This window comes from Phenylobacterium sp., assembly GCF_013822795.1.
Taxonomy (GTDB): Bacteria; Pseudomonadota; Alphaproteobacteria; order Caulobacterales; family Caulobacteraceae; genus Phenylobacterium.
The window spans coordinates 1-17,906 of the sequence record NZ_PNLB01000004.1 but is presented as its reverse complement, the minus strand read 5'-3'; the positions used below and the strand labels follow the sequence as shown (position 1 = coordinate 17,906).

Below are 17,906 nucleotides of genomic sequence, written 5' to 3'. Positions count from 1 at the left end.
GTTTCAATTTGCAAGTTAAGGCGCGTCTGCTAGCACGCGCCCCGGCGCGCGGGTGCGCCGCGAGGGCGTAGCGATGAGCAACTATCACCTGAACCGGCGCGATCTCGACTTCCTGCTGTTCGACTGGCTGAAGGTCGAGGATCTGCTCGCCCGGCCGCGCTTCGCCGACCATTCGCGCGAAACCCTGGACGCCGTGCTCGACCTCAGCGAGGGCCTGGCCGCCGACGTCTTCGTTCCGGCCTACAAGCCCGCCGACCACCGCGAGCCGTGGCTCGACGAGGCCGGCGTCCACGTCATCCCCGAGATCGCCGACGCCGTGCGCCAGTACGCAGCCGCCGGGCTGATGGCCGGGACCTTTGACGCAGACCTCGGCGGCATGCAGTTGCCGATCGTCGCGGCCAGCGCCTCGATGGCCGCGTTCATGGCCGCCAACATCTCGGCCTCGGCCTTCCCGATGCTGACCATGGCCAACGCCCGGCTGATCGCGACCTTCGGCACGCCCGCCCAGGTCGCCGCCTTCGCCCAGCCGCAGATCGCCGGCGAAGCGCTCGGCACCATGTGCCTCTCCGAGCCGCAGGCCGGCTCCTCGCTCGCCGACATCACCACCCTGGCGACGCCCGACGGACAGGACAGCCTCGGCGCCCGCTACCGGCTGCGCGGCGGCAAGATGTGGATCTCCGGCGCCGACCACGACATCACCGCCGACATCGTCCACCTGGTGCTGGCCAAGACGCCGGGTCCGGACGGCAAGCCGCTGCCGGGGGTGAAGGGCATCTCGCTGTTCATCGTGCCAAAGCTGCTGGACGGAGCGCGCAACGACGTCGTCGTCACCGGCCTCAATCACAAGATGGGCTATCGCGGCATCCCCAACACCGTGCTCGCCTTCGGCGACGGCGCTCACACGCCCGGCGGCCGGCCCGGCGCTGTCGGCTACCTGGTCGGCGAGGTCGGCCAGGGCCTGGCGCAGATGTTCCAGATGATGAACGAGGCGCGGATCAATGTCGGCCTCGGCGCCGCCATGCTCGGCTACCGCGGCTACCGCCAGTCGCTGGCCTATGCGCAAGAGCGGCTGCAGGGTCGCCCGGCCGGGGCCAGCGCGCCCGCCCCGATCATCGGCCACCCCGATGTGCGCAACATGCTGCTGGCCCAGAAGGCCTACGTCGAAGGGGCCATGGCGCTGATCTTCTACTGCGCGCGCCTGCTCGACGAGGAACAGACCGGCGACGACGCCGAGACCGCCCGCCGCCTGCTCGACCTCTTGACCCCCGCCGCCAAGACCTGGCCCTCGGAGATGGGCCTGGCCGCCAACGACCTCGCCATCCAGATCCATGGCGGCTACGGCTACACCCGCGATTTCGACGTCGAGCAGATCTACCGCGACAACCGCCTGAACCCGATCCACGAGGGCACCACCGGCGTCCAAGGCATCGATCTGGTCGGCCGCAAGCTGGCCCGCGATCCGCAGGCGCTGGCCGAACTGCGCACCCTCATCGAAGCCACCGCTGCGGCCGCGCAAAACCACCCGGACCTCGCCCAAAACGCCCAGGCCCTGCTCGCCGCCTGGGAGCAGATCGCCGCCTTCGCGGAGGCCATCGCCTCGCCGCTGACCCCGCACGCCCTGGCCGGCGCCACCAGCGCCCTGCGCGCCTTCGGCCACGCGGTGGTCGGCTGGCTGTGGCTCGACCAGGCGCTGGCCGCCAAGGCCCTGCCCGCCGACGCCTTCACCGCCGGCAAGGTCGCCGCCTGCCGGTTCTTCTTCGAACAGGAGATGCCCCGCGTCGCCCTCTGGCTCGACCTCGCCGCCGGCTCCGATATCGCCGTGGCGCTCGACGTCGAGGGCTTCTAACACCGGCAAGGCGTTCGGAACCGCCCTCCCCGCCTCACGTTGGCCTCCCGCAAGGAGGCCGCCGATGACGCGCGTTCCCGAACCCCGCAAGGGGATGCCGAGCCCGCAGCTCGATGAGGAGGAGTTCCGCCGCCGCTATCTCTCGGCCTTCGTGGACCCCGCCTTCGAAGCGCTCGCCGTCGAGCTGGACAAGATCGCGACCGCCGCCTGGGACGCCTACGACAACGCCCGCAAGGCTCCGGTCACCCGCAAGGCCGGCCCCGGCTACGCCGATCCCGACTATGACCTATCCGTCGACTGGCTGGCGACGAAGGCCGCGATCGAAGCGGCCCAGGTCCGGCATGACGACGACGACGGCCCCTGCCGCGTGCTGGTGATCAACGCCTCTTCGCGCAGCGAGCACACCTGCCCCGGCGAGATGTCCAAGTCCTACCGCTTGGCCGACCTGGCTCGCGAGGCGATGGAGGAGGAGGGTGTTGCGGTGAACCTGCTCGACCTCTCGCGCCTCGCCTCCGAGTACGGCCGCGAAATCCATCCCTGCAAGGCCTGCTTCTCGACCGCCGCCGCCCTCTGCCACTGGCCGTGCTCCTGCTATCCCAACTATTCGCTGGGCCAGGTCCACGACTGGATGAACGAGATCTACCCGATGTGGGTCGAGGCCCACGGGGTGATGATCATCACCCCGGTCAACTGGTACCAGGTCTCCTCGCCGCTCAAGCTGATGATGGACCGGCTGGTCTGCGCCGACGGCGGCAACCCCGACCCCACCCTGACCCACGGCAAGGACGCCAAGAAGGCCAAGGCCGAGGAACTGAAGGGCTGGCCCTACCCCAAGCACCTGGAGGGCCGGGTGTTTTCAGTCGTCGTCCACGGCGACGTCGAAGGCGCCGAGAACGTCCGCCGCAGCGTCTCGGACTGGCTGCGGTTCATGGACCTGGTCCCCGCCGGCGTGAACGCCGAGCTCGACCGCTACATCGGCTACTGGAAGCCCTACGCCACCAACCACGAGGAACTCGACGCCGACCAGGCGATCCAGGACGAGGTCCGCAACGCCGCGCTCACCCTGGTCGAAGCCGCCAAGGCCCGGCACGCCGGCAAGCTGCTGATGGCCGGCCAGGACCTGAAGCCGCCCCGGCAGAAGTAGCTCCTAGATCCTCCCCCGCTGGGGGAGCAACTAGACGCCTAAGCCCACCGCTGCGGCGGAGCCTTGGCCTTCAGGTCCTCCAGCCGCACGCGCAGCTCCTCCAGGAAAGCCTTCCGGTCGCCCTGCCAATGCAGCGGGTCGCCGACCAGCACCGTGCAGTTCATCGGCACCGGCAGCGCCTCGCCCTTGGGCAGCACCCGGCCCGCGCCCTGCAGCCAGATCGGATAGACCGGCGCCTGCGGCACGTCCGCCGCCAGCCGCGCCACGCCGCTCTTCAGCTGCGCCATCTCCTCGCCGTCGCCGCGCGTGCCCTCCGGAAAGATCAGCACGATGTCGCCGGCCTCCAGCGCCGCGCGCACCGGGGCCAGCACGTCGACCCCGGTCCCGGCCTTGTCGCGGGCCACCGGCACGATGCCGATGATGGTGTTCGACAGCCAGCTGATCAGCCCGCCGCGCAGGAAGTAGTCGGCCGCCGCCGCCGGCCGCACCCGGTCCAGCCCCTTCGACGGGTAGAGCGTCAGCATCAGAATGGTGTCGACGTGGCTGGCGTGGTTCGCCGCCAGGATCGCCGGCCCCTTCAGCGGCAGCTTCTCGCGCCCGATGATGTCGGCCCCGGTGAACACGCGCGCGATCGGACGGCCGATCAGCACCAGGACGAGGCGGCGGAACCAGCGCATCAGAAGTGCCCCAGGGCGAAGTAGGCGAGGATGTGGAAGTAGAGCGGCGCGGTGAAGGTCAGGCTGTCGGCCCGGTCCAGCAGGCCGCCATGGCCCGGAATCAGCGCGCTGGTGTCCTTGACCCCGATGTCGCGCTTGATGGCGCTCATCGTCACGTCGCCGGCGAAGCCCGCCAGCGGCAGGAAGAGGGCCAGCGTCGCCAGCCCGATCCCGCTCAGCGGCGTGAACACGGGACCCAGGAACCAGATCAGCGCGCTCGTCGTCACCCAGCCGCCGATGAAGCCCTCCCAGGTCTTGTTGGGGCTGACCTTGGGGACGATCTTCCGCTTCCCGAACAGCTTGCCCCAGACGTACTGCGCCACGTCGTTGGCCTCGGTGACCACCAGCAGGAAGAACACCAGCCCCGCCGCCCCGGCCGGCTGCGCCTCGGCGGCCGGCGTGCGCATCAGGAAGGCGATGTAGCCGAGGTTGTAGACGCAGGTGACGATGGCCCAGTGGAACGTCGCCGTGGTCGCCAGGAACGCCCGCGTCTGGCCGATGCAGGCCATCAGGAACGGGATGATCAGGAACACGTAGGTCGGGATGAACACCCGATAGAGGCCGTAGTCGTCGAGGATGATGAAGAGGTAGTTGATCCCCATCGCCACGAACGCGGCCAGCACGATCAGCCGGTCCTCGCGCCGCACCGGCGCCAGCGACAGGAACTCGCGCAGGGCGATGAACGAGATCACGATCATCAGCGCCGTGAACGCCTGCCAGCCCAGCAGCAGCGCCCCGGCCAGCAGCGCGATCATCACCCACCACGAGGCGATCCGCTGGCGCAGGTTGGTGAAATCGCCGGCCGGCTTGAGCACCGGCAGCAGCGCCGTGATCCCCACCGCCAGGGTCAGCACCGCCAGCACCCCGCCGAGGCCCCAAAGCACCACCGGCGACTGCTGCGCGAAAAAGGCCGTGACCGCGTCCATCCGTTAGCTGCTCCCCGCTGGTTCGCTGGCTTGACCGTACAGCCGATGACGGCGCAGATTCCATCCCCCAGCAGCAAAGCCTCGTCCTGCCACCTTTGAGCGCGCTCCGCACCTTCGCCGGCACCACCTTCGCCCATGTCGGATTCGCGTTCCTGGCCATGGGCGGCTGGGCGCTGCTGGCCAACTCCGGCCACGGCCTGGCCGCCGCCGCCCTGCCCGCCGTGGCGCAAGGCGTGCTGTCAGGCCTGATCACCCTGGTGCTCAAGCGCGCGCTCGAGGCGATGAGCCCGCGCTTCCCCGGCGCCCTCGCCTACGTCGTCCCGCCGGCGATCACCGCCAGCGCCGTGCTCGCCCTGCTGGTGGCCGTGCACAAGCTGATCGGCACCCCGGAGATCGTCCGCACCATCGCCGTGCCGTGGTCGGTCTCGACCCTCTACGCCGTCGTCTACGCCGCGACCCTGGCGCGCGGCCAAGCCAAGGCTCCCAAATGACCGAGACCCCAGAGAACCGCCGCCCCCTGAAGTCGCGCGGAACCGGCTGGGCCCAGGGCCTGGCCTCGGGCCTGGCCAAGGCCGGCGCCAGCCCGGACATGATTTCGGCCGGCAGCATCATCTTCGCCCTGCTCGGCCTGCTGGCCTTCCTCTACGCCGCCGGCGACCAGACGCCGTTCCATCGCGGCGTGCTGCTGATCGGGGCCGGGGTCTGCATCCAGCTGCGCCTGCTCTGCAACCTGCTCGACGGCATGGTCGCGGTCGAGCACGGCAAGGGCGGTCCCTCCGGCCCAATCTGGAACGAGCTGCCCGACCGCATCGCCGACGCCCTGTTCCTGGTCGGGGCCGGCTACTGCGCGGGCCTGGCCGGCTTCACCCTCGGCGCGCCGCTCGGCTGGGCGGCTGCGGTGCTGGCCGTGCTCACCGCCTACGTCCGGGAGCTCGGCCGCGGCCTCGGTTTCCCGGCCGATTTCTCCGGCCCCATGGCCAAGCCGCACCGCATGGCCGCGCTGACCCTCACCTGCGCCATCGCCGCCTTCGAGCCGATGTGGGACTGGGACGGCCAGAGCCTGATCCTCGGCCTGCTGGTCATCGTCGCCGGCGCCGCCTGGACCGTCGTGCGCCGCACCCGCACCCTGGCCGCGCGGCTGGCGGGGCGCGACGCCTAGCTTTCGAGAGTCCAGAGTGTTCGAGAGAAGAGACGCGATCGCAGCGCGCAACAACGCCGAATGGTGCGCCGCCGTGTGGAAGGCGCATGGCCTCCCTGTCGAGCGCGCGCACGGCCTGTGGTTCTGCGCCCTAGAGACCCCGCAGTTCTACCCCAACGTCGTGACCGTCGATCCCGACGCCGATCTCCAGGTCCAGACCAGGTTCATCCACGACCTCGCCGGGCGGTCGGCGTTCGAGTTCAGCGTCAAGGATAGCTTCGCATCCCTGCCCCTCGCCGAAGCCGGCCTGGAGCAGCTTTTCGCCGCCACCTGGCTCTGGCGCGAGCCGGTCGGCGCGCCCGCCCTGCGCGACGACGTGCGCTGGCGGCGAGTCGAGCTCCCCGATCTGAACCGCTGGGAGCGTGCTTGGCGCGGGGACGACCATGTCGCACCCGCCCGAACCTTTCCCGACGGCCTGCTGCGCGACGCCCAAGTTCATGTCCTCGGCGGCTTCGACGCCGAAGACCAAATCATAGCCGGCGCGATCGCCTACGAAGCCGCCGGCGTGATCGGCCTGACCAATGTGTTCGGATCACGCGGTCAGGCCCTGGCGGCCGTCGCCTCGTTGCTGCCGCAACGCGCCGTCGTCTGCTACGAAGCCGGCGGAAATGCCTCAGCCCAGCAACGCGGGTTCGATCCTATCGGCCCGCTGGTCGTGTGGTCTCGGCGCTGAGTCTACGCCCCCGCTCTGCGGGAAAGCCCGGATGGCGCGGCCGCCCGCCGCCCCGGCACTCTGGCCCCTCCGGCCGGAGGACCACATGGACAAGCCGCGCATCTTCCTGGGCTCCTCGGGCAAGCAGGCCAAGCTGCTCGCCGCCCTGACCCGCGGCCTGGCCGACGTCGCCGAGGTCGAGCCCTGGACCACGACGTTCAACCCCGGCACCACCACGCTCGGCCGCCTGCTGGAGCTGACCGGCCAGGTCGACTTCGCCGCCTTCGTCTTCGCCCAGGACGACTGGACCGCCGCCGCCCCCGACCATGAGTCCGCCCAGGCCTCGCCGCGCGACAACGTGGTCTTCGAGGCGGGGCTGTTCGGCGGCGTGCTCGGCATGCGCCGCACCTTCATCCTGCACGCCCGCGGCGCGAAGCTGCCCACCGACCTGCTCGGCCTGACCTGCGTGCGCTACGAGGACGCGCTGACCGCCGCCGAGACCAAGGCCATGCTCCAGAAGCTGCGCGGCGCCATCGAGGCCGAACGCGCCCTGGCCCGCATCGAAGGCGCCTGGTGGCAGTTCTCGCTGACCGCCCGCACCGAGCGCGAGCCCTCGGCGCTCAGCCTCATGCGGATCGCCCGCGCCCGCGGCGGCGAGCTGGAGATGACCGGCCGGGCCTGGCGCGAGGACGGCGCCCTCTCCTCGCGCTACTGGAGCGAGGCGGTGAAGGAGCGGCGCGATCCGGCCGGCCTGTTCTACTACTGGAACGGCGAGCGCCCGCTCGATCCCGACGCCCCGCAGCTGCACGGAACCGGCGAGCTCAAACTCGAAGCCCCCGACCGCGCCTCGGGCTATTTCACCACCCTGTCGGCCAGCCAGCCCGACCTCAACGCCCGCACCTCCGGAACCTATCTGCGCGCCGCCCCGGACGAGGTCGCGATCATGGACGGCCGCGACGACGCCGCCCGCACCGCCCTGATCGCCCAGCGCCTCGACCACTGGAAAGCAATCCGCAGCGCCTAGCCGGCAGCACTCTCGGTAGACTGGGCCCGCGCCATCAGGGCGCTCCCGGATAACCGCCTCAGGTCCGGCCCCATAGCGTCGTCTCCGTCACAGGAGCGCCCGATGCCGGACACCACGCCTTACGTCGCGCGGCAGTTCAACGCCGCCCATCCAGACCTCGCCAACTCGGCCGGCGTGCCGGCCAAGCTGGCCAACGAGGCCTATGTCGAGGCCCTGGCCAAGCTGGTGTTCTACTGGGGCTATCCGGCGGTCGACACCTTCGGGCGCACCAGTTCGTGGGAGGTGATGAAGGCCGGTCCCGGCGCCACCTTCGGCCTGTTCCCCGGCGCGCCGAAGAACGCCATGGGCTATCTCGACGACTACATGTCGCCGGCCCAGCGCAAGGTCGTCACCCCCAACAGCGACACCATCTACGGCGTCTCCTTCGCAGACCTGACCACCGAAGCGCTCGTGGTCCAGACCCCGACGGAGGTTCCCGAGGGACACTACTGGACGATCCAGATCGTCGACCTCTTCACCACCGTGACCCACCAAGTCGGTTCGGCCTCCGGAACCCCCGGCGGCAAGCTGCTGGTGGTCGGGCCGGACTGGCAGGGCGAAAAGCCCGAGGGCTTCATCGACGTGCTGCGCTCGCCGACCAACGTCACCGGGCTCTTCGGGCGCAGCTACACCGCCCATTCGCCGGAGTCGAAGGCCCAGGCGCGCAAGGTCCTCAACCAGATCGGCGTCTATCCCTTGGGCCAGGACCAGCCGGGACTGCGGACCTTCGACTGCGAGGCCAGCGCCCGCAACAAGGTCTTCACCCCGCCGATCACGCCGCAGATGATCGCCGCCGATCCCGACATGCTGCGCGCCCGGCCGGTCCACGCCGCCACCTTCTGGGACGACCTCAAGGCGGCGCTGGACTTCAATCCCCAGGTCTCGAGCGACGACGCACCGATGGCCGATCAGGCCCGCACCCTGCTGGCCCTGCGCGCCAGCGGCCCGGCCTGGAAGGCGCTGATCGATCGCGTCGCGCTGGTCGCCGAGGCCGAGCTCTTCGAGTCCGCCAAGTACCATCAGGTCGGCGTCGGGGCCGGCGGCGGCTGGCAGCGGCAAGAGAACGGCGGCGCCTGGGGAACCGACTGGTTCGGCCGCGCCCAGGCCGCGGTGATCTACATCTATGTCAACGACTTTCACGAGGCGATCTACTTCGTTCGCGGCACGGACGCGAAGGGGGCGCTGCTCGAGGGCCGCTACGCCTACACGCTCACCTTCCCGAAGGACGGCCTGCCGCCGGTCGACCGCACGCGCGGCGGCTTCTGGTCGCTCAGCATGTACGACGAGGACTACTACATGCTGGCCGACAGCCCGAACGGGCGGACCAACCTCGGCACGGTCAATCTCGACGCCAACGAACTGGTCTTCGCCGGCGACGGCTCGCTGACCCTGACAATGTCGCACCGCGAGCCCGCCGATCCGACCGCCAAGGCCAACTGGCTGCCGGCGCCGGCCGGCCAGTTCGCGCTGCTGGTCCGCACCTACGTCCCGACCCAAGGGCTGCTCGACGGGACGCAGCAATTGCCCGAGGTCGTACGGGCGGGGTGAAGCGCTAGCTCCGCCGCCGCTCGACCAGTTCATGCACGATCCCGCCCGGCGCGCGGAACGCCGCATAGGCCAGGCCCGCCTGCGCGTTCCACGCCGGCTGCGCATGCAGGAATTCGACGCCCTTGGCGGCGAGGTCGGCCATCACCGGCCCGATCGCCTCGACCTCGAAGCTGATCACGCTGGCGCCGTCGGCGCCATGCGCGGCCTCCGGCGCCGGCCGCGCGCAGGCGAACACGTGCAGCGTCCGACCGCCGAGATCGAACACCAGCTGACTCTCGAACTGCTCGCTGAGGCTCAACCCCAGCACGTCACGATAGAAGCTGAGCGCGGCAGCGAGGTCGGGCGTCATCACCAACGCCGGGCCAAGTTTTAGCATCGCGCCTCTCGCTCACACCGCTCATCCCGGCGAAAGCCGGGACCCAAGCCGAGGCGCCAACAAGCGTGCGGCGCTCCAGCCTAGTCAAGGCGCCGCTTGGGCCCCGGCTTTCGCCGGGGTGAGCGGATGAGGTGTGGTCGAGCCAGCGCCCTTAAACCGGCGCGTCCCCCGCCACGGTCGTGCGGTGCATGACCCGCAGGTGGCCGTCATAGCCGCCCTCGGCGAAATGCACAGTGCAGCGGTTGTCCCACATCAGCAGCATCCCCTGCTTCCACTTGTGGCGGTAGATGAACTGCTCCTGGGTCATGTGCTGATAGAGGTAGCCGAGGATCGCGTGGCTCTCCTGGAAGGTCAGGCCCTCGATGCCGACCGTGTAGGTCGGGCTGACGAACAGCGCCTTGCGGCCGGTCACCGGGTGAGTGCGGACCAGCGGATGGGTCAGGGTCTTGTCGGCCTCGGCCGAGACGATGATCTCCATCGTCCGCGCCTCGGTCTCGTTGGCGTACGCTCCCGCGGTCCCGTAGGCGCGGGTCGCCGAGTGCACCGCCTTCAGCGGCGCCAGCAGCGCCTTCATCCCGTCCGACAGCGCGTCGTAGGCCCGCGCGCAGTCGGCGAACAGGGTGTCGCCGCCGACCGGCGGGGTGACCTCCGAACGCAGCAGCGTCGCGGCCGGCGGCTCCTTCTGGAAGCTCCAGTCCGAGTGCCAGCCGGCTCCGAAGTTCTTGGACTTCTCGTCGGGCTCGCGGCGCAACTCCAGCACGTTGGGATGGCCGGCCATCGGCTTGATGTACGGGTCGACCCCGAACGGCCCGATCTGCAGGGTGAAGGCCTCCAGCGCCTCCAGGCTCAGCGGCTGGTCGGGAAACGCCAGCACGCCATGCCGCGCCCAGGCGTCCTTGACCGCCGCCAGGGTCGGCCCGTCCAGCGGCCGCGACAGGTCCGGGCCGGTGATCTCCGCGCCGAAGCCGCTCGGCTGCGGCGTGACGGTGATGGCGTCGGCGAGCATCTGGCCCATGGTCGTTTCCTCCTGTTTGAGCGCCACCCTAGGCCGGCCAGCTTGACCCCAGGCGCCAAAGAATTGACATTACACGCCAGACGCGGCGGCCGGAGCGGTCTGCCCTGGCTTGGTCAATCGGACTGCCCCGCCGCGTGGAATCCGGCTAAAGACATTCCCCTTCCCTGGCCGACGCTACGTCATCCGCAAACAGCCGTTTGCATCGGCCCCGTAACCTTGTAATCGAACCGCGCCATGACCTCTTTCGCCAATACGCAAGAAGACAAGCTCATCGCCCTGGTGCCGGACAAGAAGGTCTCGGTCCGCGACACCTTCGGCGTCGACGTCGACATGACCGTCCCCGCGTTCTCCGAACGCGACGCTCACGTCCCGGACATCGACCCAGCCTACAAGTTCGACGCCGAGACGACCAAGGCCATCTGCGCCGGGTTCGCGTTCGACCGCCGCGTGATGGTCCAGGGCTATCACGGCACCGGCAAGTCGACCCACATCGAGCAGGTCGCCGCGCGCCTCAACTGGCCGCTGATCCGCGTCAACCTCGACAGCCACGTCTCGCGTATCGACCTGGTCGGCAAGGACGCCATCGTCCTGAAGGACGGCAAGCAGGTCACCGAATTCCGCGAAGGCATCCTGCCCTGGGCGATCCAGCGCCCGGTCGCCCTGGTGTTCGACGAATACGACGCCGGCCGTCCGGACGTGATGTTCGTGATCCAGCGCATCCTGGAGGCGCAGGGCAAGCTGACCCTGCTCGACCAGAACCGCGTCATCCGCCCGAACCCGTTCTTCCGGCTGTTCTCGACGACCAACACCATCGGTCTGGGCGACACCACCGGCCTCTATCACGGCACCCAGCAGATCAACCAAGGTCAGATGGACCGCTGGTCGATCGTCACCACGCTGAACTACCTGCCGCACGACGTCGAAGCCGAGATCGTGCTGGCCAAGTCGCCGCACTACGACACCGCCGAGGGCAAGCGCACCATCGCTGCGATGGTCCGTGTCGCCGACATGACCCGCAACGCCTTCATGAACGGCGACATCTCGACCGTCATGAGCCCGCGGACCGTGATCACCTGGGCCCAGAACGCCGAGATCTTCGGCGGCGACCTGGCCTTCGCCTTCCGCCTGACCTTCCTGAACAAGTGCGACGAGCTCGAGCGCGGCACCGTGGCCGAGTTCTTCCAGCGCGCCTTCGGCCAGGATCTGCCGGAAAGCACCGCCCGCGTCCGCGTGGCCTGACGACCTCACCGACTGAGGCGGGATGTCGCAGACCTCCCGCCCGGTCGGCGCGATTCACCATTTGCTAGCGCGGCGCAGGCGACATCTGGGGCGAACCAGGTGCCGTGTGTCGTGTGATCAGATCGAGTCTCGCCCGTAACCGGCGCGCCATCAGCCGGATTGTCGCCTTCTCCTCAGCGGTGCTGCTGATCGTGGCGGCCGGTTGCCTGGGCCTGATCTTCTACACCGCCAGCGTCGTCGACCGCGCCCACGTGGACGAGGAACGCGCGCTGATCTCGAACTACCTGAGCGAACGCGAGCACGAGCTGGTCGGCCAGGTGATCTCGGCCTCGATCTGGGACGACGCCTATCTGAAGCTCGGCCACGACGTCGACGCCGAATGGGCCGACCTCTACATCGGCAGCTACTTCGAAACCTACATGCGCCACGCCGCCTCCTTCGTGCTCGATGAGGCGGACCAGCCGGCCTACGCCTGGCGCGACGGAGCCCGCGCCGGCGAGCGCCAGGCCGCCGCCTTCCTTCGCGAGACCGCGCCGCTGGTCGCCCAGGTGCGCGAGCTGGAGGCCCTGCGCGGCGCGGCCCGCAATCGCGGCATCGGCGGCTCGATCACCCGCACCGGCGTGATCAGCGTCGGCGGCGAGCTCTACATGGCCGCGGTCACCAACATCGTGCCCGAGACCCCGGCGATCAATTCGCGCGGCGCTCCCGACCGGCTGCTCATCTCGGCCCGCCGCATCGACGCGGCCATGCTGCAGGACGTCGCCCAAGCCATGCGGGTCTCCGACGTGCGGCTGCTGCCCTGGAACCGCGCCATCCCGGCCAGCGTGCAGCTGCGCGCACCGGACCAGACCCCGATCGCCGCCCTGGCCTGGACCAGCAGCCATCCCGGCAACATGGTGCTGCGCCAGATCGCCCCGCTGTTCGCCCTCGGCATGGTCGCCCTGCTGATCTCGGCCCTGCTGCTGGCCGCGCGCGTCCACCGGGTGTTCGGCGAGATCGACCGCAACGACCTGGTCCTGCGCCAGACCATGGACGACCTGGTCCGCGCCCGCGACGAGGCCGCCGCCGCCAGCATCGCCAAGTCGCAGTTCGTGGCCAACATGAGCCATGAGATCCGCACCCCGCTGAACGGCATCCTCGGCATGACCCAGATCCTCTCGCGTGAGGACCTGACCCCCGGCCAGCGCCGCCAGCTCGACGTCGTGCGCGAGAGCGGCCAGACCCTGCTGGTGCTGCTCAACGACATCCTCGACATGTCGAAGATCGAGGCCGGTCGCCTGCAGCTCGACGCCCACGAGTTCGACCTCGGCCAGGCCGTCCACGTCGCCTGCGCCCCCTTCGCGGCCCTGGCCGAACAGAAGGCCGTCGCCTTCCGCTTCGAGCTCGACCCCGCCGCCGACGGCGTCTGGTGCGGCGACGGCGTGCGCCTGCGCCAGGTGGTCGCCAACCTGGTCTCCAACGCCGTGAAGTTCACCGCCGCCGGCGAGGTCGCCGTCCGCGTCCAGCGCGAAGCGGCCGGCGTGCGCATCACCGTCGCCGACACCGGCATCGGCATTCCGGCCGACCGCATGCACGACCTGTTCGACAAGTTCATCCAGGTCGACGCCTCCACCACCCGCCGCTACGGCGGCACCGGCCTGGGCCTGGCGATCAGCCACGAACTGGCGGCGCTGATGGGCGGCGAGCTCTCGGTCGAGAGCATCGAGGGGCAAGGCTCGGTCTTCACCCTGGTCCTGCCGCTCGAATGGCGCGCCGCGGCCCTGGCGCCGGCCGCGCCGCTGGCCCCGGCCCAGGCCCGCGTCGCCCGTCCCGGCGCCCGCGCGCGCATCCTGGCGGCCGAGGACAACCTGACCAACCAGCTGATCCTGCGCGCCATGCTGGAGCCGTTCGCCATCGACCTGACCATCGTCGGCGACGGCGCCCAGGCGGTCGAGGCATTCTTCGAGGGCGACTTCCAGCTGATCCTGATGGACGGCCAGATGCCGGTGATGAACGGCGTCGAGGCCACGGCCGCCATCCGCCGCCTGGAGGGCGAGCGCGACCTGCCGCCGATCCCGATCCTGGCGCTGTCGGCCAACGTCATGCCCCATCAGGTGGCCGAGTATCTGGCCGCCGGCATGAACGGCTTCGTGCCCAAGCCGATCGAGATCGCCCACCTGCTCGACGCCATCGACCGGGCGCTCGACACCCGCCTGGCCGCCGACCAGCGGGTCGCCTGACACTCTAGGTTAGCTAAGACGCCTGGACGCCAACCGACGTTCTGCGCATTCTCCGCCCCATTACGAAGACCAGATTTTCAGGTGGGGAACATGTCCAGGATAACGCTCGCGGCGGCAGCCGCCGGCCTGCTTTTCAGTGCTTTCGCCGTCCCGGCCGCCGCCCAGGCGCCGGCCGCAGCGGCCCATAACGACTACTCGAAGACCGAGAACTGGCTGTGCTGGCCGGGCCGCGCCGACGCCTGCGCGATCGACAACACCACCACGGTGATCCAGGCCGACGGCTCCATGACCAAGGAGACCTGGAAGCCCGACCCGGCCGCACAGGTCGACTGCTTCTACGTCTACCCGACCGTCTCCAACGATCCGGGCGTATTCTCCGACATGACCCCCAACGCCGAGGAGCGCCGCGTCGTCGAGCAGCAGCTCGCCCGCTTCGGCTCCAAGTGCAGGATCTACGCGCCGATGTACCGGCAGGTGACCCTGACCACCCTGCGCGCGCGCATGGCCCCGGGCGCCAAGCCGCCGGCCGGACCGATCCCGACCACCAACTACGACGACGTCGTCGACGCCTGGAACCACTACCTGACGCACGAGAACAAGGGCCGCGGCGTCGTGCTGATCGGCCACTCCCAGGGCGCGGGCCTGCTGACCGAACTGATCGCCAAGGAGATCGACGGCAAGCCCGCCCAGAAGCAGCTGATCTCGGCCCTGCTGCTCGGAACCAACCTGCCGGTGCTCAAGGGCCAGGACACGGGAACCTTCAAGTCGATCCCGCTCTGCAAGAGCCCGAGCCAGGTCGGCTGCGCGGTGGCCTATGTCAGCTTCCGCGAGACCTCGCCGCCGCCCAAGGGCAGCCGCTTCGGCGTCCCGCGCGAGCCGAACCCGGCCATGCAGGCGGCCTGCGTCAACCCCGCCGCGCTCGCCGGCGGCAAGGGCGAGTTGCACGCCTACCTGTCGTCGGGCGCGATGATCGCTGCGGAGTCCGCCGCCCCGCCGGCCTGGACCAAGGACGGCGCCAAGATCACCACGCCATTCGTCTCGGTCCCGGGCTTGCTGACCGGCGAGTGCGTCTCCAAGGACGGCTTCGACTATCTGTCGGTGCGCATCAACGCCGACCCCAATGATCCGCGTACGGACGAGATCGCCGGCGATGTGAAGGTCGGCCCGATCGTGCTCAAGGATTGGGGCCTGCATCTGATCGACGTGAACCTGACCATGGGGAACCTGGTCGATCTCGTCGGCAGCCAATCCCAGGCCTATCTGGCCCAGAAGTAGCTCCTAAGGCTCGTCATGGCCGGGCCGTCAGGTCCCGGCCATCCATAAACGCCGAGTTCCGTCGGTAATCCCCGGCGCATATGGATCCCCGGCTCGCATGCGCGGCCGGGGATTGGGGACCGCTATCCGCCGGTGATCTTCCGCCCGGCCATGAAGCCGAGCACCAGGAACAGCACGAAGCCGACCAGGAACACGAAGAACAGGATCTTGGCGATGCCGGCCGCTGCGCCGGCGATCCCGCCAAACCCCAGGGCGCCGGCGATCAACGCCACCACCGCAAAGATCAGAGCCCATTTCAGCATCGGAACGCCTCCTTGACTGTGAAGGCAACGCCCGCGCCCGGCGCCCGTTCCGGTCGCGTCAGTCGACCAGGCTCGCCCCGCAGTCGGCCACCGTGTCGCGCGCCGGCCGCGGCGCGAAGCCCAGTTCCGCGCGGGCCTTGTCAGTGCTGAACTTCTGGGTCCGGCCGAGCAACGGCAGCAGCGCCTTCATCTGCGGCGAGGCCACCGCCAGCCCCTTGGCCACCAGATCGGGCATGGCCGCGGTCGGGACCTTGGCGGCCTTTTCGCCCAGACGTTCCTTCAAGGCCTGGGCGACCTCGCCGTACCAGAGCGACTCGCCGAGCGCGATGTAGCGCTGGCCGGCCGCCTGCGGCGTCTCCATCGCCTTGATGTGCAGCTCGGCCAGGTCGCGCACGTCGGTGATGTTGAAGCCCAGCCGCGGCAGCGCCGGCGGCTGGCCGTCCAGCAGCCGCTGGATGATCCCCACCGAGCCCAGGTGCTCGCGGGTCAGCACCGGCCCGAAGATCGCGCCGGGCAGGATGGTGGTCAGCTGCGTCTGTGGCGCGCCGGCGATGAAGTCCCAGGCCGCCTTCTCGGCCAGCAGCTTGGACTTGCGATAGGCCGCCAGGTCCTTCTGCTCCGGATCGGTCCAGTCGTTCTCGTCGATGGCCCGCTCCAGCGGTTTCGCCGGCGTGCAGGCCGCGGTCGAGGAGGTCATGACCACGCGCTTGACGCCGGCCCGCGCCGCCGCGGCCAGCACCCGCAACGTCCCGCCCTGAGCTGCGGCGATCAGGCTCTCGTCATCGCCGCCATTGCCCAGCGGCGAGGCGATGTGCAGCACCGCGTCGCAATCGGCCGCCGCCGTGTCCCAGCCGGCGTCGGCGGTCAGGTCGGCCAACGCGAACTCCAGCCCGTCCGGCGCGATCTGCGTGCCGACCGCCGCCCTCACGTCCGCCTCGCGGGCGGCGCTGCGCACTGTGGTGCGTACGGCGTAGCCGCGCCGCAGCAGCTCCACGATCGTCCAGCCGCCGACGAAGCCGGTCCCGCCGGTCACCAACACCCGCTGCGCCATCGCCTGCTCCTGCCTGCACGCATCATAAGTCTTCACTTGTATACTTATCGAACGGGCGTATGTCTACAAGCGTAGAGTCATGACCGAGACCGCCGCCCCGCCCCGCCGCCGCAACGCCGCCGCCACGCGCGCGGCGATCCTCGCCTCGGCGCGGCGCGCCTTCGCCCGTTCGGGCTACGACGGAGCCGGCGTGCGCGAGATCGCCGCCGGCGCCGGCGTCACCGCCATGCTGGTCAACCGCTACTTCGGCTCGAAGGAGAAGCTGTTCGCCGAGGTCTGCGCCGACACCATGCGCGATCCCGTCATCCTCTCGGCCGCGAACCTGGCGGCCCCCGACTTCCCGGCCGCCTTCGCCAAGGCGTTGGTCCAGGTCACCGCCCCGGGCGAGACCCCGCTCGACGGCTTCCTGGTGCTGCTGCACTCGGCGTCGAGCGAACGCGCCGCCCAGATCGGCCGCGACTGGATCGGCCAGGGCCACCAGACGACCCTCGAGCGGATGATCGGCGGGCCGCTCTCGCGCGAGCGCGCGGCCCTGGCCCTGTCGCTGGTCGCCGGACTGCAGGTCATGCGCCAGATGATGGAGATCGAGGCCCTGGCCGGCGCCAGACCCGCCGACCTCGAGGCCATCCTGATCCCGGTCATCCGCACGCTGTTCGACGCCCGCGCGGACTAGGCGGCGCCGGAAGCGTTCCCGCCTCGCGCGATTGCAATTCCCAACCGCATTTAACCCCTGGTAGAGGTTCGCCCAGATTCTGCGGGGGAAAATTCCATGAAGAAAATGATGCTGGCGCTCGCCGCCTGCGCGGCGCTGTCGGCGCCTGTCTCAGCTCAAGCCGCCTCGGTGATCAGCGGATCCCTGGCCGGACCGGACACCAGCTTCGCGATCGACATGTCGTTCCTGAACGACCTGTCCTCGACCCTGAACATCACCTCGCTGATCATCGACGGCGGAACGGCCACGCCGGTCCCCTTGGTCTGGGACAGCGTGAGCTACAATAGCCCGGCGGGCGCCACGGTCAGCATGACCGGCGTCGACACCTCGGTGCTGACCTTCCTCTTCGGCGGCGACGGCTGGAACCCGGGCGAGAGCTTCTCGCTGTACGGCGTCGACCCCGACGCGGTCGACAACCCGGCCTACGGCGCAACCGTGCTGAGCCTGCTCGGAACCAAGGTGACGTTCGGCTTCAGCGACTCCAGCAGCAAGGTCTACAGCTTCGTCGACGACCCTGCGGACGGCGCGGGCCTGAAGCTGAACGTGGCGTCGGCCGTGCCCGAGCCCGCCACCTGGGCGATGATGATCGCCGGCTTCGGCATGATCGGCGCGATGGTCCGCCGC

General features: G+C 69.8%; 18 protein-coding genes. 12 read left to right on the top strand and 6 right to left on the bottom strand.

All coding sequences use genetic code 11. The features are described from left to right. Nucleotides 1–73 precede the first annotated feature (73 nt). Entirely contained in the window at nt 74–1,846 is a 1,773-nt protein-coding gene (locus C0481_RS04505) for an acyl-CoA dehydrogenase (protein WP_293401084.1), read from the top strand. Nucleotides 1,847–1,910: 64 nt separating this feature from the next. Beyond that, nucleotides 1,911–2,990, top strand: coding sequence for a flavodoxin family protein (locus C0481_RS04500; protein WP_293401082.1), 1,080 nt, complete (start codon nt 1,911–1,913; stop codon nt 2,988–2,990). 38 nt (nt 2,991–3,028) lie between these two features. Here C0481_RS04500 and C0481_RS04495 read toward each other — a convergent pair whose 3' ends face one another. Further along, complete coding sequence (locus C0481_RS04495) at nt 3,029–3,667, bottom strand: lysophospholipid acyltransferase family protein (RefSeq protein WP_293401080.1); 639 nt, start codon at nt 3,665–3,667, stop codon at nt 3,029–3,031. Beyond that, nucleotides 3,667–4,632: a phosphatidate cytidylyltransferase gene (locus C0481_RS04490; RefSeq protein WP_293401078.1), complete on the bottom strand. Its 966-nt coding sequence runs from the start codon at nt 4,630–4,632 to the stop codon at nt 3,667–3,669. The genes C0481_RS04495 and C0481_RS04490 overlap by 1 nt, the downstream gene beginning before the upstream one ends. A gap of 95 nt (nt 4,633–4,727) precedes the next feature. Here C0481_RS04490 and C0481_RS04485 point away from each other — a divergent pair, with 95 nt between their 5' ends. The 5 genes from C0481_RS04485 to C0481_RS04465 all read left to right on the top strand — a co-directional run bounded on the left by C0481_RS04485 (nt 4,728) and on the right by C0481_RS04465 (nt 9,093). Next, nucleotides 4,728–5,123 carry a hypothetical protein gene (locus C0481_RS04485; RefSeq protein ID WP_293401076.1) on the top strand — a complete coding sequence of 132 codons (396 nt, stop codon included), beginning with the start codon at nt 4,728–4,730 and terminating at the stop codon, nt 5,121–5,123. Next, nucleotides 5,120–5,791 (top strand): CDP-alcohol phosphatidyltransferase family protein, encoded by a 672-nt coding sequence (locus tag C0481_RS04480; RefSeq protein ID WP_293401074.1) that lies wholly within the window; start codon nt 5,120–5,122, stop codon nt 5,789–5,791. Before C0481_RS04485 ends, C0481_RS04480 begins: the two co-directional genes overlap by 4 nt. A gap of 16 nt (nt 5,792–5,807) precedes the next feature. After that, on the top strand, nt 5,808–6,503 hold the full coding sequence (locus C0481_RS04475) for a hypothetical protein (RefSeq protein WP_293401072.1): 696 nt from the start codon (nt 5,808–5,810) through the stop codon (nt 6,501–6,503). Nucleotides 6,504–6,588: 85 nt separating this feature from the next. Next, entirely contained in the window at nt 6,589–7,506 is a 918-nt protein-coding gene (locus C0481_RS04470; protein ID WP_293401070.1) for a TIR domain-containing protein, read from the top strand. Between the two features lie 102 nt (nt 7,507–7,608). After that, nucleotides 7,609–9,093: a DUF1254 domain-containing protein gene (locus C0481_RS04465; protein WP_293401068.1), complete on the top strand. Its 1,485-nt coding sequence runs from the start codon at nt 7,609–7,611 to the stop codon at nt 9,091–9,093. Nucleotides 9,094–9,097: 4 nt separating this feature from the next. Here C0481_RS04465 and C0481_RS04460 read toward each other — a convergent pair whose 3' ends face one another. Both C0481_RS04460 and C0481_RS04455 read right to left on the bottom strand, forming a co-directional pair. Then, a complete protein-coding gene (locus C0481_RS04460; RefSeq protein WP_293401066.1) occupies nt 9,098–9,469 on the bottom strand; it encodes a VOC family protein in 372 nt (123 codons plus the stop codon). Between the two features lie 151 nt (nt 9,470–9,620). Next, on the bottom strand, nt 9,621–10,484 hold the full coding sequence (locus C0481_RS04455) for a TauD/TfdA family dioxygenase (protein ID WP_293401064.1): 864 nt from the start codon (nt 10,482–10,484) through the stop codon (nt 9,621–9,623). A gap of 234 nt (nt 10,485–10,718) precedes the next feature. Here C0481_RS04455 and cobS point away from each other — a divergent pair, with 234 nt between their 5' ends. The 3 genes from cobS to C0481_RS04440 all read left to right on the top strand — a co-directional run bounded on the left by cobS (nt 10,719) and on the right by C0481_RS04440 (nt 15,217). After that, on the top strand, nt 10,719–11,723 hold the full coding sequence (gene cobS / locus C0481_RS04450; protein WP_293401062.1) for a cobaltochelatase subunit CobS: 1,005 nt from the start codon (nt 10,719–10,721) through the stop codon (nt 11,721–11,723). A gap of 113 nt (nt 11,724–11,836) precedes the next feature. Then, nucleotides 11,837–13,942, top strand: coding sequence for an ATP-binding protein (locus C0481_RS04445; RefSeq protein WP_293401060.1), 2,106 nt, complete (start codon nt 11,837–11,839; stop codon nt 13,940–13,942). Nucleotides 13,943–14,032: 90 nt separating this feature from the next. Next, on the top strand, nt 14,033–15,217 hold the full coding sequence (locus tag C0481_RS04440; protein ID WP_293401058.1) for a DUF3089 domain-containing protein: 1,185 nt from the start codon (nt 14,033–14,035) through the stop codon (nt 15,215–15,217). A gap of 122 nt (nt 15,218–15,339) precedes the next feature. On the opposite strand, the gene C0481_RS04435 is transcribed toward C0481_RS04440, so the two are convergent. Together C0481_RS04435 and C0481_RS04430 are read right to left on the bottom strand one after the other, a co-directional pair. Then, nucleotides 15,340–15,519, bottom strand: a complete 180-nt coding sequence (locus tag C0481_RS04435; protein WP_267232609.1) for a DUF1328 domain-containing protein — start codon at nt 15,517–15,519, stop codon at nt 15,340–15,342. A 58-nt stretch (nt 15,520–15,577) separates the two neighbouring features. Next, complete coding sequence (locus C0481_RS04430; protein ID WP_293401057.1) at nt 15,578–16,570, bottom strand: NAD-dependent epimerase/dehydratase family protein; 993 nt, start codon at nt 16,568–16,570, stop codon at nt 15,578–15,580. Between the two features lie 79 nt (nt 16,571–16,649). Between C0481_RS04430 and C0481_RS04425 the strand changes: the two genes are divergently transcribed. Together C0481_RS04425 and C0481_RS04420 are read left to right on the top strand one after the other, a co-directional pair. Next, nucleotides 16,650–17,243, top strand: a complete 594-nt coding sequence (locus C0481_RS04425) for a TetR/AcrR family transcriptional regulator (protein WP_293401056.1) — start codon at nt 16,650–16,652, stop codon at nt 17,241–17,243. A gap of 96 nt (nt 17,244–17,339) precedes the next feature. Then, nucleotides 17,340–17,906 (top strand): PEPxxWA-CTERM sorting domain-containing protein (locus C0481_RS04420; RefSeq protein ID WP_293401055.1); only part of this gene is annotated, 567 nt, incomplete at its 3' end.

Excerpts from the sequence above, each read along its gene's own strand:
- C0481_RS04505 (WP_293401084.1), top strand. The coding sequence starts at position 74 with ATGAGCAACTATCACCTGAACCGGCGCGATCTCGACTTCCTGCTGTTC.
- C0481_RS04500 (WP_293401082.1), top strand. The coding sequence starts at position 1,911 with ATGACGCGCGTTCCCGAACCCCGCAAGGGGATGCCGAGCCCGCAGCTC.
- C0481_RS04495 (WP_293401080.1), bottom strand. The coding sequence starts at position 3,667 with ATGCGCTGGTTCCGCCGCCTCGTCCTGGTGCTGATCGGCCGTCCGATC.
- C0481_RS04490 (WP_293401078.1), bottom strand. The coding sequence starts at position 4,632 with ATGGACGCGGTCACGGCCTTTTTCGCGCAGCAGTCGCCGGTGGTGCTT.
- C0481_RS04480 (WP_293401074.1), top strand. The coding sequence starts at position 5,120 with ATGACCGAGACCCCAGAGAACCGCCGCCCCCTGAAGTCGCGCGGAACC.
- C0481_RS04470 (WP_293401070.1), top strand. The coding sequence starts at position 6,589 with ATGGACAAGCCGCGCATCTTCCTGGGCTCCTCGGGCAAGCAGGCCAAG.
- C0481_RS04465 (WP_293401068.1), top strand. The coding sequence starts at position 7,609 with ATGCCGGACACCACGCCTTACGTCGCGCGGCAGTTCAACGCCGCCCAT.
- C0481_RS04460 (WP_293401066.1), bottom strand. The coding sequence starts at position 9,469 with ATGCTAAAACTTGGCCCGGCGTTGGTGATGACGCCCGACCTCGCTGCC.
- C0481_RS04455 (WP_293401064.1), bottom strand. The coding sequence starts at position 10,484 with ATGGGCCAGATGCTCGCCGACGCCATCACCGTCACGCCGCAGCCGAGC.
- cobS (WP_293401062.1), top strand. The coding sequence starts at position 10,719 with ATGACCTCTTTCGCCAATACGCAAGAAGACAAGCTCATCGCCCTGGTG.
- C0481_RS04440 (WP_293401058.1), top strand. The coding sequence starts at position 14,033 with ATGTCCAGGATAACGCTCGCGGCGGCAGCCGCCGGCCTGCTTTTCAGT.
- C0481_RS04435 (WP_267232609.1), bottom strand. The coding sequence starts at position 15,519 with ATGCTGAAATGGGCTCTGATCTTTGCGGTGGTGGCGTTGATCGCCGGC.
- C0481_RS04430 (WP_293401057.1), bottom strand. The coding sequence starts at position 16,570 with ATGGCGCAGCGGGTGTTGGTGACCGGCGGGACCGGCTTCGTCGGCGGC.
- C0481_RS04425 (WP_293401056.1), top strand. The coding sequence starts at position 16,650 with ATGACCGAGACCGCCGCCCCGCCCCGCCGCCGCAACGCCGCCGCCACG.